Origin of the sequence: Dyadobacter psychrotolerans (genome assembly GCF_004349265.1) — a bacterium.
GTDB lineage: Bacteria > Bacteroidota > Bacteroidia > Cytophagales > Spirosomataceae > Dyadobacter > Dyadobacter psychrotolerans.
In genome coordinates, this window is record NZ_SMFL01000003.1 from 51,880 (window position 1) to 65,342 (window position 13,463).

The following is a 13,463-nucleotide window of genomic DNA, read 5'->3' on the forward strand; positions in this document are numbered from 1 at the left end:
TATTTAAATATTATTTTTGCAAATACCTTGTTTTTGATTAATATAGCCGTTACAAATTTATACAATTTTTAGATATGTTTACAACTTCAATTACACTGGAAGGCCTTCATTCTTTAAGCAGTAAAACACTGGCGGGTCATTTGGGAATTGAGTTCACTGAAATCGGGGCCGACTACATCATCGCCCGTATGCCGGTTGACAGCCGAACGCATCAGCCATTCGGCATTTTACATGGCGGAGCATCCGTTGTGCTGGCCGAAACTCTGGGAAGTATCGCATCTTATCTTTGCCTGAAAGATCCTCAAAAACAACATGCGGTTGGATTGGAAATTAATGCCAATCATATTCGTTCTGTAAAAGACGGATTCGTGTATGGAAAGGTTACGCCTATCCATGTCGGAAGGTCTACACAGGTTTGGGATATTAAAATTACCAATGAAGAAAATAAGCTCGTCTGCATCAGCAGACTGACTGTTGCCGTTGTTGATGCAAATCGTTAGAATTAATTTGCAAAAGTTTTAGTTAAACAAGAGTGACATTACCGATTACAACAAACTAAAATGGTTTCAGTTCAAACAGGATCCAAAACATCGATATTTGAAGGACTAAAAACGGAAAATCTTTGGGAAGCGTCCAAAACGCTTGGATTTCCGGCTGCCTTATGGAGACTACCTTACACCAACGAAATTAAAATACTGATTTCTATTCAGGACGCAATTTCAAAAATACAGCCGGATTTCGAAAAACTTCCCTGCGGATTTCTGATGGGGTCTTTCGACTGGCAGGAAAATGAGCCGGTCAATTTCATGGAGGGAGATATCATTGTAACCTTCGGTGAAAATAACCAGGCAGTTCAGACAAGTAACCGTTTGGGCGAAGAACATCCTGACGTAAAAAGACTGGTTGCACTTTCGTGGGAAATTCAGGAAAAAACGGTTTATAGACGGGCCGGAGAACACGCGCTTTCCGGTGTGCTGCTGACAGATGAAAGATCCAAAGAACGTTTTAAAAGAACGGTCGAACTCGCTGTTGCGGCTATAAGTCATAACCAGTTTAAAAAAGTAGTATTATCGAGAACAAAGGAAATCCAATACAACGATGATTTCCAACCTGCCAAAGCTTTTTCGAAACTTGCAAAAGCTTATCCTCATGCCTTCGTTTCACTTGTAAACCTGGCTGAGCAAAATGAACTTTGGCTTGGCGCAAGCCCGGAAACACTTGTAGAGCAAAAATCAAACGGAACTTTTAAAACCATGGCACTGGCAGGAACACAAAAAGCCAGAAACAGCGAAGGTGACTTGATTCCAAAATACGATGTACGGTGGGGACAAAAGGAAATTGAGGAACATGCCCTGGTAAGCCGTTATATCGTTGAATGCTTCAAAAAAATCCGTCTGCGTGAATATTCAGAAACCGGTCCGAAAACAGTTCTTGCAGGAAATGTCTATCATTTAAGGACAGAATTTGATGTAGATACGATCGCTCTGAACTTTTCAGAACTGCCTACCACCATGTTAAAACTGCTGCACCCTACTTCCGCAATCTGCGGAGAGCCCAAATTACCCAGTTTAAAGTTTATTCAGGAAGTGGAAGGATATGACCGGTCCTTTTACAGCGGTTTTCTCGGACCTGTACAGGTTGAGGGAGAATCAAATATATTCGTAAATCTCAGAACAGTAAGATTAAAAAACGGAGTTGCAACGTTGTTTGCAGGAGCAGGCATTACAGAAGATTCTGTGCCCGAACAGGAGTGGCAGGAGACCGAACTGAAATGTGATACGTTATTAAAGGTCATCGCGGAAGATTTTATAAATTAATTTTCGGCTACATTAAACTTTTTTTAATGAACATTAAACTATTCATGATACTAAAGGTCAAATCGGTTCGATTAATTATATAATTTTGCGCTTAGTTTAAAAATAATAAGAATATTGTCTAATTAAGCCCCTATACCAAACAAGCTCTGGAAACGATTATAACCCGTATGAACCCTATTTTCTCCTGGTCTGCCCGTGCAGGCAGAATTAACCTAATTCCTTATCTATCATCTGTTTTCATTACGGGTACGCTTCTCTTTTCGGTTTCGTGCAGAGAAAAAAAAGACACCTTCGAGAAAAAGTCCGGAGGGGGGCCGACAACTGTTGACGTAATTATCGCAAAATCCGAAAAAATCGGAAATCAGGTTGAGGTAAACGGAACTGTTGTTGCCAACGAATTTGCGGAATTGCGCCCGGAAGTAAGTGGTTTGCTTACATTTCTAGATGTTCCTGAAGGCAAAACGGTGACAAAAGGTACCGTGATTGCCAGAATTAACAGCGCTGATCTGGAAGCACAGTTAAACAGATCGAAAGTACAGCTTGAGCTTTCTGAAACAAATGAGAAACGGCTGCAGCAGTTGGTGGCCGTAAATGGTATTAACCAGGCTGACTATGACGCGGTGGTTAATTCTGTAAACGTTTTAAAAGCCGACATGCAATATACCCAGGCGCTGATTGCAAAAACAATCGTGCGTGCTCCTTTCACAGGAACAATTGGTTTGCGTAAAGTAAGTGCCGGTTCTTTTGTAACACCCACCAGCGTAATCGCTACCATGCAGCAGCTTTCTCAGCTAAGGATTGACTTTACAATTCCTGAAGTGTATCAAAAATATGTTCAGAAAGGGAGCAATGTGCAGGTTTTAATAGATCAAAGCGCCGGTACAATGCAATATGCCAGGATTATTGCCACAGAACCTCAGGTAAATCAAAGCACCAGAAATATTACGGTAAGAGCTGCACTTAGCGGTGCATCGGTCAGTCCGGGGTCTTTTGTAAAAGTTTATTTAAATGCAGGTGCTGAGAAACAAAGTATCCTGGTTCCTGCAAACAGTATTATCCCTGAATCAAAAAGTAAAAAAATTGTCACGGTTAAAGGTGGCAAAGCTGTTTTTGTGACGATAGAAACCGGTGCCAGACAAGAAGAATATGTTGAAGTTACCAAGGGCCTCAGTGTCGGTGATTCGGTTGTAGTTTCCGGTGTTTTATTTACCCGCCCGGACGCTCCTGTAAAAGTGAGAAGTGTGAGAAGCTTAAAAGTCGTAAACAAGGAGTCGGCTCAGGAATGACCTTTCTATTGAAACCAGCATTATGAATATTTCGGAATTATCCCTGAACCGGCCCGTACTGGCCGTGGTAATGAACCTGCTCATCATCCTTTTTGGTGTGGTAGGTTATAACTTTTTATCACTTCGTGATTATCCCGCCATTGACCCTCCTATCGTAAACGTTCGTACGAGTTATGTAGGTGCCAATGCCGATATTATCGAAAGCCAGATTACCGAGCCGCTTGAAAAAAGTATCAACGGTATTCCCGGTATCAAAACAATCAGCTCGTCGAGCCAGGTTGGAACCAGTAACATTACGGTTGAATTTAACCTCGAATCGGATCTTGAAGCCGCTGCGAACGATGTTCGGGATAAAGTAAGCCAGGCGCAGCGAAACCTGCCGCAGGATATTGATGCACCTCCGGTTGTAAGTAAAGCCGATGCAAATAGTGATTTTATCCTGCTTCTTGCTGTCCAAAGCCCTTCAAAAGGAATTTTGGAATTGAGCGAATACGCCGAAAACGTTTTACAGCAAAGTTTGCAAACGATAGACGGTGTGAGTGCGATCAATATCTTTGGTCAAAAGCGTTATGCCATGCGTATCTGGCTGGATGCCGACCGGATGAGCGCTTACAACGTAACCTTTAATGAAATAAGTGCTACATTAAGTGCTGAAAACGTTGAACTTCCTGCCGGTAAAATTTATGGTGACAACACGGAGCTCACCATTCGTACCATGGGACGGCTTACGACGGAAAAAGAATTTAATGACCTGGTTATCAAAGATGACAGCACCGGTATTGTTCGTCTTTCCAACGTAGCCAAAGTTGAACTGGGACCTGAAAATGAAGAGCAAAGCTGGAAATACAACGGCGTACTGGCTGTTGGACTTGCTGTAATTCCGCAGCCTGGTGCCAACTATGTGAACATCTCTGAGGAATTTAACAAACGTCTTGCTGAAATCCAGAAATCAAATAAATCAGACATTAAGTTTAGTGTTTTGATTGACAATACCAGGCTTGTACGCCAGTCTATTGAGGAAGTTGAAGAAACACTTCTGATCTCATTCGGACTGGTTGTAATCGTAATTCTTTTCTTCTTCCGGAATTTCCTGGTTGCCGTTCGTCCTTTGATCGATATTCCGATTTCGCTCGTCGCAACGTTTTTCGTGATGTACATCTGCGGATTTTCGATCAATATCCTGACACTTTTGGGAATTGTACTTGCAACAGGTCTTGTGGTGGATGACGGTATTGTTGTCACGGAAAATATTTTCCGAAAGCTTGAAAGCGGTCTACCGATCCGGCAGGCTGCGCTGGAAGGTAGTAAGGAGATATTCTTTGCGGTAATTTCTACCTCGCTGACACTAGCCGTGGTATTTTTACCCGTAATCTTTCTGGAAGGTTTTGTGGGAAGCTTATTTAGAGAATTTGGTATCGTAGTAGCCTCTGCCGTTTTAATTTCTGCTTTTGTTTCCCTGACAATCACACCTGTTCTGAACGTTTTTCTTAACAGAAAAAATTCTGGTCATGGTTGGTTCTACAACAAAACAGAACCTTTTTTCACCGGAATGGAAGATGGTTACAACCGGATGCTGAAAGGTTTTATGAATATCAGGTGGGCTGCCTGGGTACTCGTGGTTGCCTGCGGGGTGGTGATTTGGTTTACATACACCAACCTCCAGAGCGAACTTGCTCCCATGGAAGATCGTAACAGCGTGAGGCTCACGATGACGGCTCCGGAAGGAACCAGCTTCGACCAGATGCAAAAAATATCCAGCGAGGTGGTCGATTATCTGAACGACTCTATTCCTGAAAAATCTTTTACATTCTCATCCACACCCGGTATGGGCGGATCAGGTGTTAACAGTGGTATGGGAAGGGTTGGGCTTGTTCCGGCGGATCAAAGGAAACGAAGCCAGAACGACATCGCAATGGCTATCAACAAAAAGCTCCCACAGTTCAACGACGCAAGGATTTTTGCTACACAGGAACAAACCATTGCCGTAGGTATCGGCTCCAGAGGTGCCTTGCCGGTTCAGTTTGTGCTTCAAAACCTTGATTTTGCAAAGCTGACCGAGGTTCTTCCCAAATTCCTAGAAGAGGCAAGAAAAGATCCTACTTTCCAGAATGTTGATGCCAACTTGAAGTTCAATAAACCGGAAGTACGCCTAACAATCGATCGTTTAAAAGCAAAAGATCTTGGTTTATCGACCAGTGATGTTGCGGCAACAATCCAGTCTGCATTTAGCGGAAGGCGACTTGCTTACTTTATCATGAACGGGCAGCAGTACCAGGTAATCGGTCAGGTTGAACGTACAGAGAGAAACAAACCGGGTGATATTGAAAAGCTTTATGTAAGAAATAACCGTGGTGATAATATTCCTTTAACAGCCGTTGTAAACATGGTTGAAGAAAGTGGCCCGCCAACGATTTATCACTACAACCGTTACAAAAGTGCCACCGTTTCTGCATCTCTTGTAGAGGGAAAAACAGTTGGTGATGGTGTTGCAGCCATGCAGCAGATTGCCTCCAAGTTACTCGACGAAAGTTTCCAGACTTCTTTAACAGGCCCTTCTCGTGATTATCAGGAAAGTTCTTCGAACACCAGTTTCGCTTTTGGACTTGCATTACTTTTGGTTTATCTGGTATTAGCCGGACAGTTTGAAAGTTTCACAGATCCGTTTATCATCATGATTACGGTGCCTCTGGCTTTGGCAGGAGCTCTGTTGAGTCTTTATATATTCAATCTGACAATCAACATTTTCTCTCAGATCGGAATGATCATGCTGATTGGACTTGTAACCAAAAATGGTATTCTTATTGTCGAGTTCGCTAATCAAAAAAGGGAACACGATGGTTTACAGCGAATGGAGGCCGTAGTAGAATCGGCAACACAACGTCTTCGTCCGATTTTGATGACCAGCTTAGCCACTGCTTTCGGTGCACTACCAATTGCACTGAGCCTGGGTGCGGCAGCTACAAGCCGTGTACCGCTTGGGGTAGTAATTGTCGGTGGCCTGACGTTTTCGCTGATTTTAACCCTGTTTGTAATACCAGCCGTTTATACTTTTATTTCGCCCAGGCTGAATAAAAAAACGCAGGAACAAAAGATGGCGGAAGAAATGGAAACCGAAAAAGTACATTAACCTAAGGCACGCCCGAACGTAATTTTAAAAATCTCAACTATTGTTTTTTTGCATGAACCCGCTCACAATTTTATCTGCCAGGTTAAAAGTAATCTTCTTTTTTATACTGTTATCAGCTCCGGCATTCAGCCAGCAGGCAGCAGATAGTCTGAGAATGACACTTGATGAAGCGATTGCTATTGCACTGAAAAACAGTTATGAAATTCAGATTGCTAAAAACAATCTTGATGCCAATGCGATCATGAACAATTACGGTGTAGCGGGCGGATTACCTCTCATAGCAGGTACATTATCCAACACGGAACAGATTACCGATGTAAATCAAAAACTGAACACCGGAGTTGAGATCAGCCGGAAAGGTGCAGTGGGTAACAATACGCAGGCTAACATTTCAGCTGGTATTTTGCTATACAATGGGAACAGGGTTGTTTCAACTAAAAAAAGGCTTGGTGAGCAGGAAAAACAAAGTGCCGAGGTACTTAATTCCCAGGTTCAAAATACAATTGCGCAGGTTATGACCAGCTATTACGATGTGGTCCGCCAGCTAAGTTATGTAAATACACTTCGTACCTCGATCACCGCCTCTCAGCAACGACTTGACATATTACAGGTCAGAAAAGCCGCAGGAATGGCTAACAATGCGGATATTTTTCAGGCACAGATAGATTTGAATACACTGGCACAAACATTACAGGATCAGCAAATGGTGGCACAGGTGGCTAAAACCGAGCTTCTGCGATTACTGACACTGGATATAAAATCAAACCTTGCCATTCGGGATACAATAACCGTTGATCAGACATTGCAGATCACTTCTATCTTGGAACGAATAACTGTAAATGCCGATGTGAAGGCAGCAGACCATCAGATCAGGATTAACGAATTGATTGTTAAAGAGACATTAGCACAGCGATACCCAAGTATCAGACTGAACACAGCCTACAACTTTTCCAGAAACCAGAGCGGTGCAGGTCTTACATTGTTAAACCGGACAGTAGGTCCCAATGCAAGTATTTCGGTGGCTTTGCCAATTTATAACGGTGGTATCTTTAAACGGCAGCAGAGAGTTGCAGAAATCAACACGACAAATGCTGAAATCCAGAGAAATAGTGTTGTCAGAGATTATAATGCAGGTGCTGTTAAAATGTTCCAGACCTATGCAAGTTCATTACAGCAGCTGGAAATTCAGAAAGAAAATTACAAACTCAGCAAGCAGCTCCTGGACCTTACTTTACAGCGTTTCCAGTTAATTCAGGCAACCATTATTGATGTTCGTGAAGCACAAAGAAGTTTTGAAGATGCCGGTTACCGTATGATCAACATTAACTACGCAGCCAAAGCTGCTGAAATTGAACTGAAACGATTGAGTAATACTTTGCAGTAATGCGCTCTCCGATACTTTAAATCAGTTATAATTTTTTAAGGGGTGAAGCAATACTCTTACTGAGAGTATTCCTTCACCCCTTAGTCTTATCCAAAGCTTTTTTTCCGAAATAAGAAATTAGCAACCCATCCAACAAATGAAATAGACGGATCAGTTAGGTCCTGCTTACGTTGATTTGTAGCTTCTTGCATTTTATCCCACTTCAAAAGCTATCCCCAAATAACGCCAAACTTCTGTGGCACAGAATTTTACATTCTACTTCGAATTAAGATTAAAAGCGAATTAAACCCTCCTGTCTCTTTACAGTCCAATTTACTTATTGTCTGTCACTCCTAACCTCCGCATATTCGGCCGGGACATATATAAATTTATACGTTATGAAAATTCTTTTGTTTACTTTATGTCTCATTAATCTTTCGTTTACTTTCGTGTTTGCGCAGGAAGAATCCGGATTTATTATTTCCGGTAAGCTGGAAGACTCAGATAAAAAACCTGTTCTGTTTGCAAATGTGGCACTTTACACCGCTAAAGATTCTGTTTTGACAGGAGGAAATGCCACAGACGAAACCGGCAGATTTCAGTTTCCCGCCAAGCCCGGAAATTATTTCCTTAAGGTCACCTACCTCGGCCTGGATGATAAATTCGTCCCTAATGTAAATGTCGTCTCCGGAAATGTAAGTCTGGGTACAATTACGATGAAAACCAGCGCAAAAGTTTTACAGGAACTGATAGTGCGGGGTGAAAAGAGTCAGATGGAGTTACAGCTCGATAAACGGGTATTTAATGTCGGAAAAGACCTGAGCAATATAGGCAGCAACGCGTCAGATATTCTGAACAACATGCCGTCGGTTACGGTTGACGTGGAAGGAAACGTTGCACTGAGGGGTAGCGGGAACGTCAGAATTCTTATTGACGGAAAACAGTCAGGCATGGTTGGGATGAATCCTGCCGAGGCACTAAGGCAAATCCCGGGCGACCTGATAGAAAGTATTGAAATTATTACCAACCCTTCCTCCCGCTATGATGCAGAAGGTGAAGTGGGGATTTTGAATATTGTGATGAAGAAAAATATCCGGTACGGTCTCAATGGATCTTTCACTGCTACTGCGGGCTATCCTGCGAACTTCGGAGGATCATTCAACATTAATTACAGAAGAAAAAAGGTTAATCTCATTGCCAGTTACGGAAATATGTACCGCGAAGGACCCGGAAGAGGAACATCCCGTCAGGAATATAACAGCGCCGATACCAGCTTTGTTTACGAACAAAAAACGACCAGAAACAGGGGTGGTTATTCCAATAACTTCACTGTTGGAATGGACTATTTCCTGAATAAAAACAATACGCTCACCGGAACATTATCTTACCGGAACTCACAGAACAAAAATAATTCGCAGCTGGAATATCGTGATTTTGACTTTCAAAACAACCTTACGCAAACAGTTGTAAGAAATGAACGGGAAACAGAGCCACGCACCAATGTGGAAGCGGCACTGAATTACCGCAAGACATTTGAAACAAAAGGGCGAAGTTTAAGTTTTGATGCCAAATACATTTTCAGTGATGAAACGGAATCTGCCAAATATGAACAAAGTACGTCCGGAGAAGCAGTGGCTCTGAGACAACGTTCATACAATACCGAGGATGAAAAAAATCTGCTTTTCCAGCTTGATTATATCCAGCCAATTGGCAAAGACGGAAAAGTTGAAACTGGTTTAAAGAGTTCGATCAGGATGCTGGATAATGATTTTTCAGTTCATCAGCTTAATGAAGCAATGAACTGGAGTATCCTGCCCGACTTTGATAACAGGCTTGCTTACGATGAAAAAATACATGCAGCCTATTTGATGGCAAGTAATCAGTTTGGTAAGATCTTTATTCAGGCAGGTTTACGCGGTGAATATTCTGATATCCTTACTGAATTAAAAAAGACAGAACAGGTTAACCACAGAAAGTATTTTAACCTCTTTCCAAGCCTTCATCTTTCCTACAAACTTGAAGAAGATCAGACTTTACAGCTGAGTTATAGCTACCGTCTAAGCAGGCCAAATTTCCGGGATCTTCTGCCCTTTTCAAGTTTTAGTGATTCAAGAGTTTTCAGGTCGGGAAATCCCCTGCTTAATCCGGAATTCACACATTCTTTTGAGGCCGGACATTTACTGAATATGGAGAAAGGTTCTTTGCTTTCGAGCATCTATTACCGACACCGGTTAGGTGTTGTTGAAAATATCACTACCGTTGACTCGACCGGTTTTACACGAATTACGCCGGTAAATCTATCAACTGGGGATTCTTATGGTTTTGAATTTAATCTTACATATGATCCCTTTGCCTGGTGGAAATGGACTGCAAATGCCAATATCTTCCGCGCAATCAATGAAGGATTTTATAATGACAAAGTTTTAAAAAGTGATACTTATACCTGGACAAGCAGGGTGTCGTCACGTGTTACGCTCTGGAAAAATGTCGATTTTCAGACTTCTCTTAATTATCGCGCACCCCGGAAAACGACGCAGGGAAAAGATCTATCGCAGTATTCGATCGACCTGGGATTTTCAAGAGATATACTAAAAGGAAAAGGCACAATTACAGCCAGCGTAAGGGATTTGATGAATTCGAGAAAACAGCGACGGATCGTTGAAAATGCAGGATATTACTCGCAATCTGAATTTCAATGGCGTGCAAGACAGTTTATTGTTACATTTTCTTACAGGTTAAACCGCTCAAAGGAAAAAGAAAGAAACCAGGATACAGGAGATGGCAGTGAAGAACAATGATTCTACGCCTTAAACTGCTACCTTTGCACGACAACATAGCAGAATAGACAATGCTTTTTATAGGAAAATATAACAACCTTACCATCGAGAGGGTCACCAGTGTAGGAATGTTTTTGAGTGATGTAGAAGGAGAAGAAGTCCTCTTACCCAATCAATACCTGACCGACGAGATGAACGTGGACGATAATATCAGAGTCTTTGTTTATCTTGATTCTGAGGATCGCCCGGTGGCCACAACCGAAACGCCAAAGATTATCCGTAACGAATTTGCGTTTCTGGAAGTGAAGGATGTTTCCGAACATGGCGCATTTATGGACTGGGGTTTGATCAAAGACCTTTTCGTTCCTTTTCGGGAACAGAGTGTTCCCATGGAAATTGGCGACTGGCATGTGGTATTTCTTTATTTAGATCAAAAATCTTCCCGCCTGATCGCTTCAACCAAAATTGACCGTTTTCTGGAAAATGACAGACTGACGGTTGCAGAAGGTGACGAAGTGGATTTGCTTGTCTGGCTAAAAACAGATTTAGGATACAATGTGATTGTAAATCAGTATCACAAAGGCCTGATTTATGGTAACGAAGTATTCAAAGACCTGAAAATCGGAGATTCTTTAAAGGGTTATGTCAAAAAAATAAGACCGGAAAATAAACTGGATATTTCCCTTCAGAAAGCCAGTGGTGAACAAATTGAACCAAGTATTCAAAGTATTTTGGATGAATTAAAAAAAGCCGGTGGTTTTCTGAATTTGTCGGACGGAAGTTCTCCGGAAGACATCTATAAAACATTTGGAATCAGTAAAAAGGTATTCAAAAAGGCAATCGGCGGATTGTATAAGCAAGGCAAAATCAGAATTGCTGTTGAAGGTATTTATTTGATTTCGGAGGATTGATAATTTGATTAAAATGAATAACTTCAAGTCTTGATTTTGAATTTATGAAGCGCACAGACTTAAAGAAAATATCAAAAGGTATAAGACTTAACTGGACACCTATTAAAGAGGTTAGTTCTGTCGATATATCTACATGGAACCTTAAAGGAATTGTAGTAAGTGATGCTGTGATTAAGTCAAAAAAAACAAATCCTTCAAAAACGATAATTCCTTGACTTTTGATTATCCCGGATACCCTTTAAGATTTATCCAGAAAGACAAATGTACTGACGAGTCTGCACATCTGTTTACTCATATTTATAAGTTTTATTCACCAGTTACACAATACTTCTACATATTAAGAGCAGACTATCATGAGGAAGATGTCTTTTCTATCAAATTTTACTGTAAAAAAGATAGAAAAAGTGACTTTAAATATTCGAAAATTATTAATAAAGGCGACATAGGGAACATACTTTTATCATGCGCAAACGTAATTCCAAAGCTTTTAACTGATTATCCTGCTGCTTCATTTGCTTTAGTTGGTTCGAGGTCTATTGATAAAATTTCCGGAACTATTGAACCATTCAGTAATAATCAACGATTCAGAATTTATGCAGAAATCATTGCAAAAAAGTTTGGAGCTGTCACCTTTGAACATGTTACCTATCCTGAGGTCAGTGGATATTTATTAATAAATAGAAAATCTGGTGATTTACCTCTTAAAGAATCTGCTATAAAGAGAATGTTTGCATTGACTTATAACAATCTTCCAGATATTATTTGATGGCAAACACAAACAAAAGAGGCACCATAACAGCACCTCTTTTGTTTAAATTAAATTCAGCAAATCATTTCTTGCCATACTTTACTTTGTACTTTTCATAAAGACGTTTTTGTTTATCATCAAGGTTAACTTTCCCGCCCTTGATAAATACCATCTCTACTTCATTGCCACGCATATCCAGGATATCTCCGGCTGAAACCAGAAATGAAGCCTGCTTGCCTTTTTCCAGCGTACCAACCATCTTGTCAATACCTACAATTTCGGCAGCGTTACGCGTGATAAATTGTAATGCTTCATCAGCTGTTACATTTCCAAAACCGGATGAAGTTCCTGCCAGAAACGCAAGGTTACGGGTTCTCCACCATTCGTCAGCATAAGTTACGGCGACTTTCACACCAGCTTTATGCAGCAGTCCTGGTAATTCGTAAGGAAGATAAACGTTTTCATCAACGCGTCCGGGAAGCCGGTGTGTTGGATTTAATACAACCGGCACCTGATTTTCTTTCAAATAAGATGCAACTTTATAAGATTCATCTCCACCAACGATCACTACCTTTTTAACACCAACTTCTTTTGCAAACTTGATCGCTTCGATAATATCCTTTGCATAATCAGCACGAATATACAGGTTAGCAGATCCGTCAAACAATGGTTTCATTGCCGCAAGACGAAGGTTTACAGGAGACGGATTGGCTATTGCAGCATAAGCTTTTGCATCGGCAAATAATGAAACAAACTGATCCAGAACTTCCTGGCGTTTATCATTTCTTTTCATTGTTACCGAAAAATCTTCAAAGTTGAAACTTCTTGCTAAAAACGCCGGCCAGTTGATCCAGATGCCATCATCCTTTTTCAAAACAGCATCTTCCCAGTTCCAGCCATCTGTATAAAAAACAGACGATGAACCCGAAACAATACCGCCCTGTGGTACCGCCTGCGAAAGCAAAATACCGTTACCTCTCAGCGTCGGGATTACTTCCGAGTCGGTGTTATAAGCAACCAAAGCTCTTACATGCGGATTCACCTGCCCGATTTCATCAAAATCCAGCGTTGCACGAACCGAAGCGATTTCCTGAATACCAACCGTAGTGTTCAGCGAAATGATGCCTGGAAAAATGTGTTTTCCTTTTACATCAATAACCTCCGCTCCGGAAGTATTACCCGAACCTGCCGGTCCTACCTGGGTAATAATACCTTTGTCAAAAGACAGAACACCATTTTCAATCACCTGGCCGCTGCCGGTATGAATGGTAGCGCCTGTCAATACGATTGGCCGTGTCTGCGGAAGCGCAGGAGCCGGATTTTGTGCGTTAGCCTGTACGGAAAACGCAATCAGCGCCGTACAGACAATCCGGTTAACTATTTTATATTTTTCTATTTTCATTTGATTTAATATTTACTGTAAGACCAGAACTG

The 13,463-nt window shown here is 41.4% G+C and carries 10 protein-coding genes; 9 read left to right on the forward strand and 1 reads right to left on the reverse strand.

The features are described 5' to 3' along the window. The first annotated feature begins 74 nt into the window (after positions 1-74). The 9 genes from E0F88_RS07950 (at position 75) to E0F88_RS07985 (ending at position 12,047) form a co-directional block, all read left to right on the forward strand. The gene (locus tag E0F88_RS07950; protein ID WP_131957711.1) at positions 75-500 is read left to right on the forward strand and encodes a hotdog fold thioesterase; all 426 of its coding nucleotides are present in this window, start codon (positions 75-77) and stop codon (positions 498-500) included. 60 nt (positions 501-560) lie between these two features. After that, on the forward strand, positions 561-1,817 hold the full coding sequence (locus tag E0F88_RS07955; protein ID WP_131957712.1) for a chorismate-binding protein: 1,257 nt from the start codon (positions 561-563) through the stop codon (positions 1,815-1,817). Positions 1,818-1,984: 167 nt separating this feature from the next. Then, positions 1,985-3,103, forward strand: a complete 1,119-nt coding sequence (locus E0F88_RS07960) for an efflux RND transporter periplasmic adaptor subunit (protein WP_131957713.1) — start codon at positions 1,985-1,987, stop codon at positions 3,101-3,103. Between the two features lie 22 nt (positions 3,104-3,125). After that, the gene (locus E0F88_RS07965) at positions 3,126-6,230 is read left to right on the forward strand and encodes an efflux RND transporter permease subunit (RefSeq protein ID WP_131957714.1); all 3,105 of its coding nucleotides are present in this window, start codon (positions 3,126-3,128) and stop codon (positions 6,228-6,230) included. Positions 6,231-6,282: 52 nt separating this feature from the next. Further along, entirely contained in the window at positions 6,283-7,614 is a 1,332-nt protein-coding gene (locus E0F88_RS07970; protein ID WP_131957715.1) for a TolC family protein, read from the forward strand. Between the two features lie 377 nt (positions 7,615-7,991). Continuing rightward, entirely contained in the window at positions 7,992-10,391 is a 2,400-nt protein-coding gene (locus E0F88_RS07975) for a TonB-dependent receptor (protein ID WP_131957716.1), read from the forward strand. A 50-nt stretch (positions 10,392-10,441) separates the two neighbouring features. Continuing rightward, the gene (locus E0F88_RS07980) at positions 10,442-11,281 is read left to right on the forward strand and encodes a CvfB family protein (protein WP_131957717.1); all 840 of its coding nucleotides are present in this window, start codon (positions 10,442-10,444) and stop codon (positions 11,279-11,281) included. A 44-nt stretch (positions 11,282-11,325) separates the two neighbouring features. Next, the gene (locus E0F88_RS34025; protein ID WP_220466259.1) at positions 11,326-11,496 is read left to right on the forward strand and encodes a hypothetical protein; all 171 of its coding nucleotides are present in this window, start codon (positions 11,326-11,328) and stop codon (positions 11,494-11,496) included. Beyond that, a complete protein-coding gene (locus E0F88_RS07985) occupies positions 11,493-12,047 on the forward strand; it encodes a hypothetical protein (RefSeq protein WP_131957718.1) in 555 nt (184 codons plus the stop codon). The genes E0F88_RS34025 and E0F88_RS07985 overlap by 4 nt, the downstream gene beginning before the upstream one ends. A 64-nt stretch (positions 12,048-12,111) precedes the next feature. On the opposite strand, the gene E0F88_RS07990 is transcribed toward E0F88_RS07985, so the two are convergent. Continuing rightward, the gene (locus E0F88_RS07990) at positions 12,112-13,431 is read right to left on the reverse strand and encodes an amidohydrolase family protein (RefSeq protein WP_131957719.1); all 1,320 of its coding nucleotides are present in this window, start codon (positions 13,429-13,431) and stop codon (positions 12,112-12,114) included. Positions 13,432-13,463: the final 32 nt, after the last annotated feature.

What these genes read in the sequence shown, in the direction of transcription:
- E0F88_RS34025 (WP_220466259.1), top strand. Translation starts at nt 11,326, where the DNA reads ATGAAGCGCACAGACTTAAAGAAAATATCAAAAGGTATAAGACTTAAC.
- E0F88_RS07965 (WP_131957714.1), top strand. Translation starts at nt 3,126, where the DNA reads ATGAATATTTCGGAATTATCCCTGAACCGGCCCGTACTGGCCGTGGTA.
- E0F88_RS07960 (WP_131957713.1), top strand. Translation starts at nt 1,985, where the DNA reads ATGAACCCTATTTTCTCCTGGTCTGCCCGTGCAGGCAGAATTAACCTA.
- E0F88_RS07990 (WP_131957719.1), bottom strand. Translation starts at nt 13,431, where the DNA reads ATGAAAATAGAAAAATATAAAATAGTTAACCGGATTGTCTGTACGGCG.
- E0F88_RS07950 (WP_131957711.1), top strand. Translation starts at nt 75, where the DNA reads ATGTTTACAACTTCAATTACACTGGAAGGCCTTCATTCTTTAAGCAGT.
- E0F88_RS07980 (WP_131957717.1), top strand. Translation starts at nt 10,442, where the DNA reads ATGCTTTTTATAGGAAAATATAACAACCTTACCATCGAGAGGGTCACC.
- E0F88_RS07955 (WP_131957712.1), top strand. Translation starts at nt 561, where the DNA reads ATGGTTTCAGTTCAAACAGGATCCAAAACATCGATATTTGAAGGACTA.
- E0F88_RS07970 (WP_131957715.1), top strand. Translation starts at nt 6,283, where the DNA reads ATGAACCCGCTCACAATTTTATCTGCCAGGTTAAAAGTAATCTTCTTT.
- E0F88_RS07975 (WP_131957716.1), top strand. Translation starts at nt 7,992, where the DNA reads ATGAAAATTCTTTTGTTTACTTTATGTCTCATTAATCTTTCGTTTACT.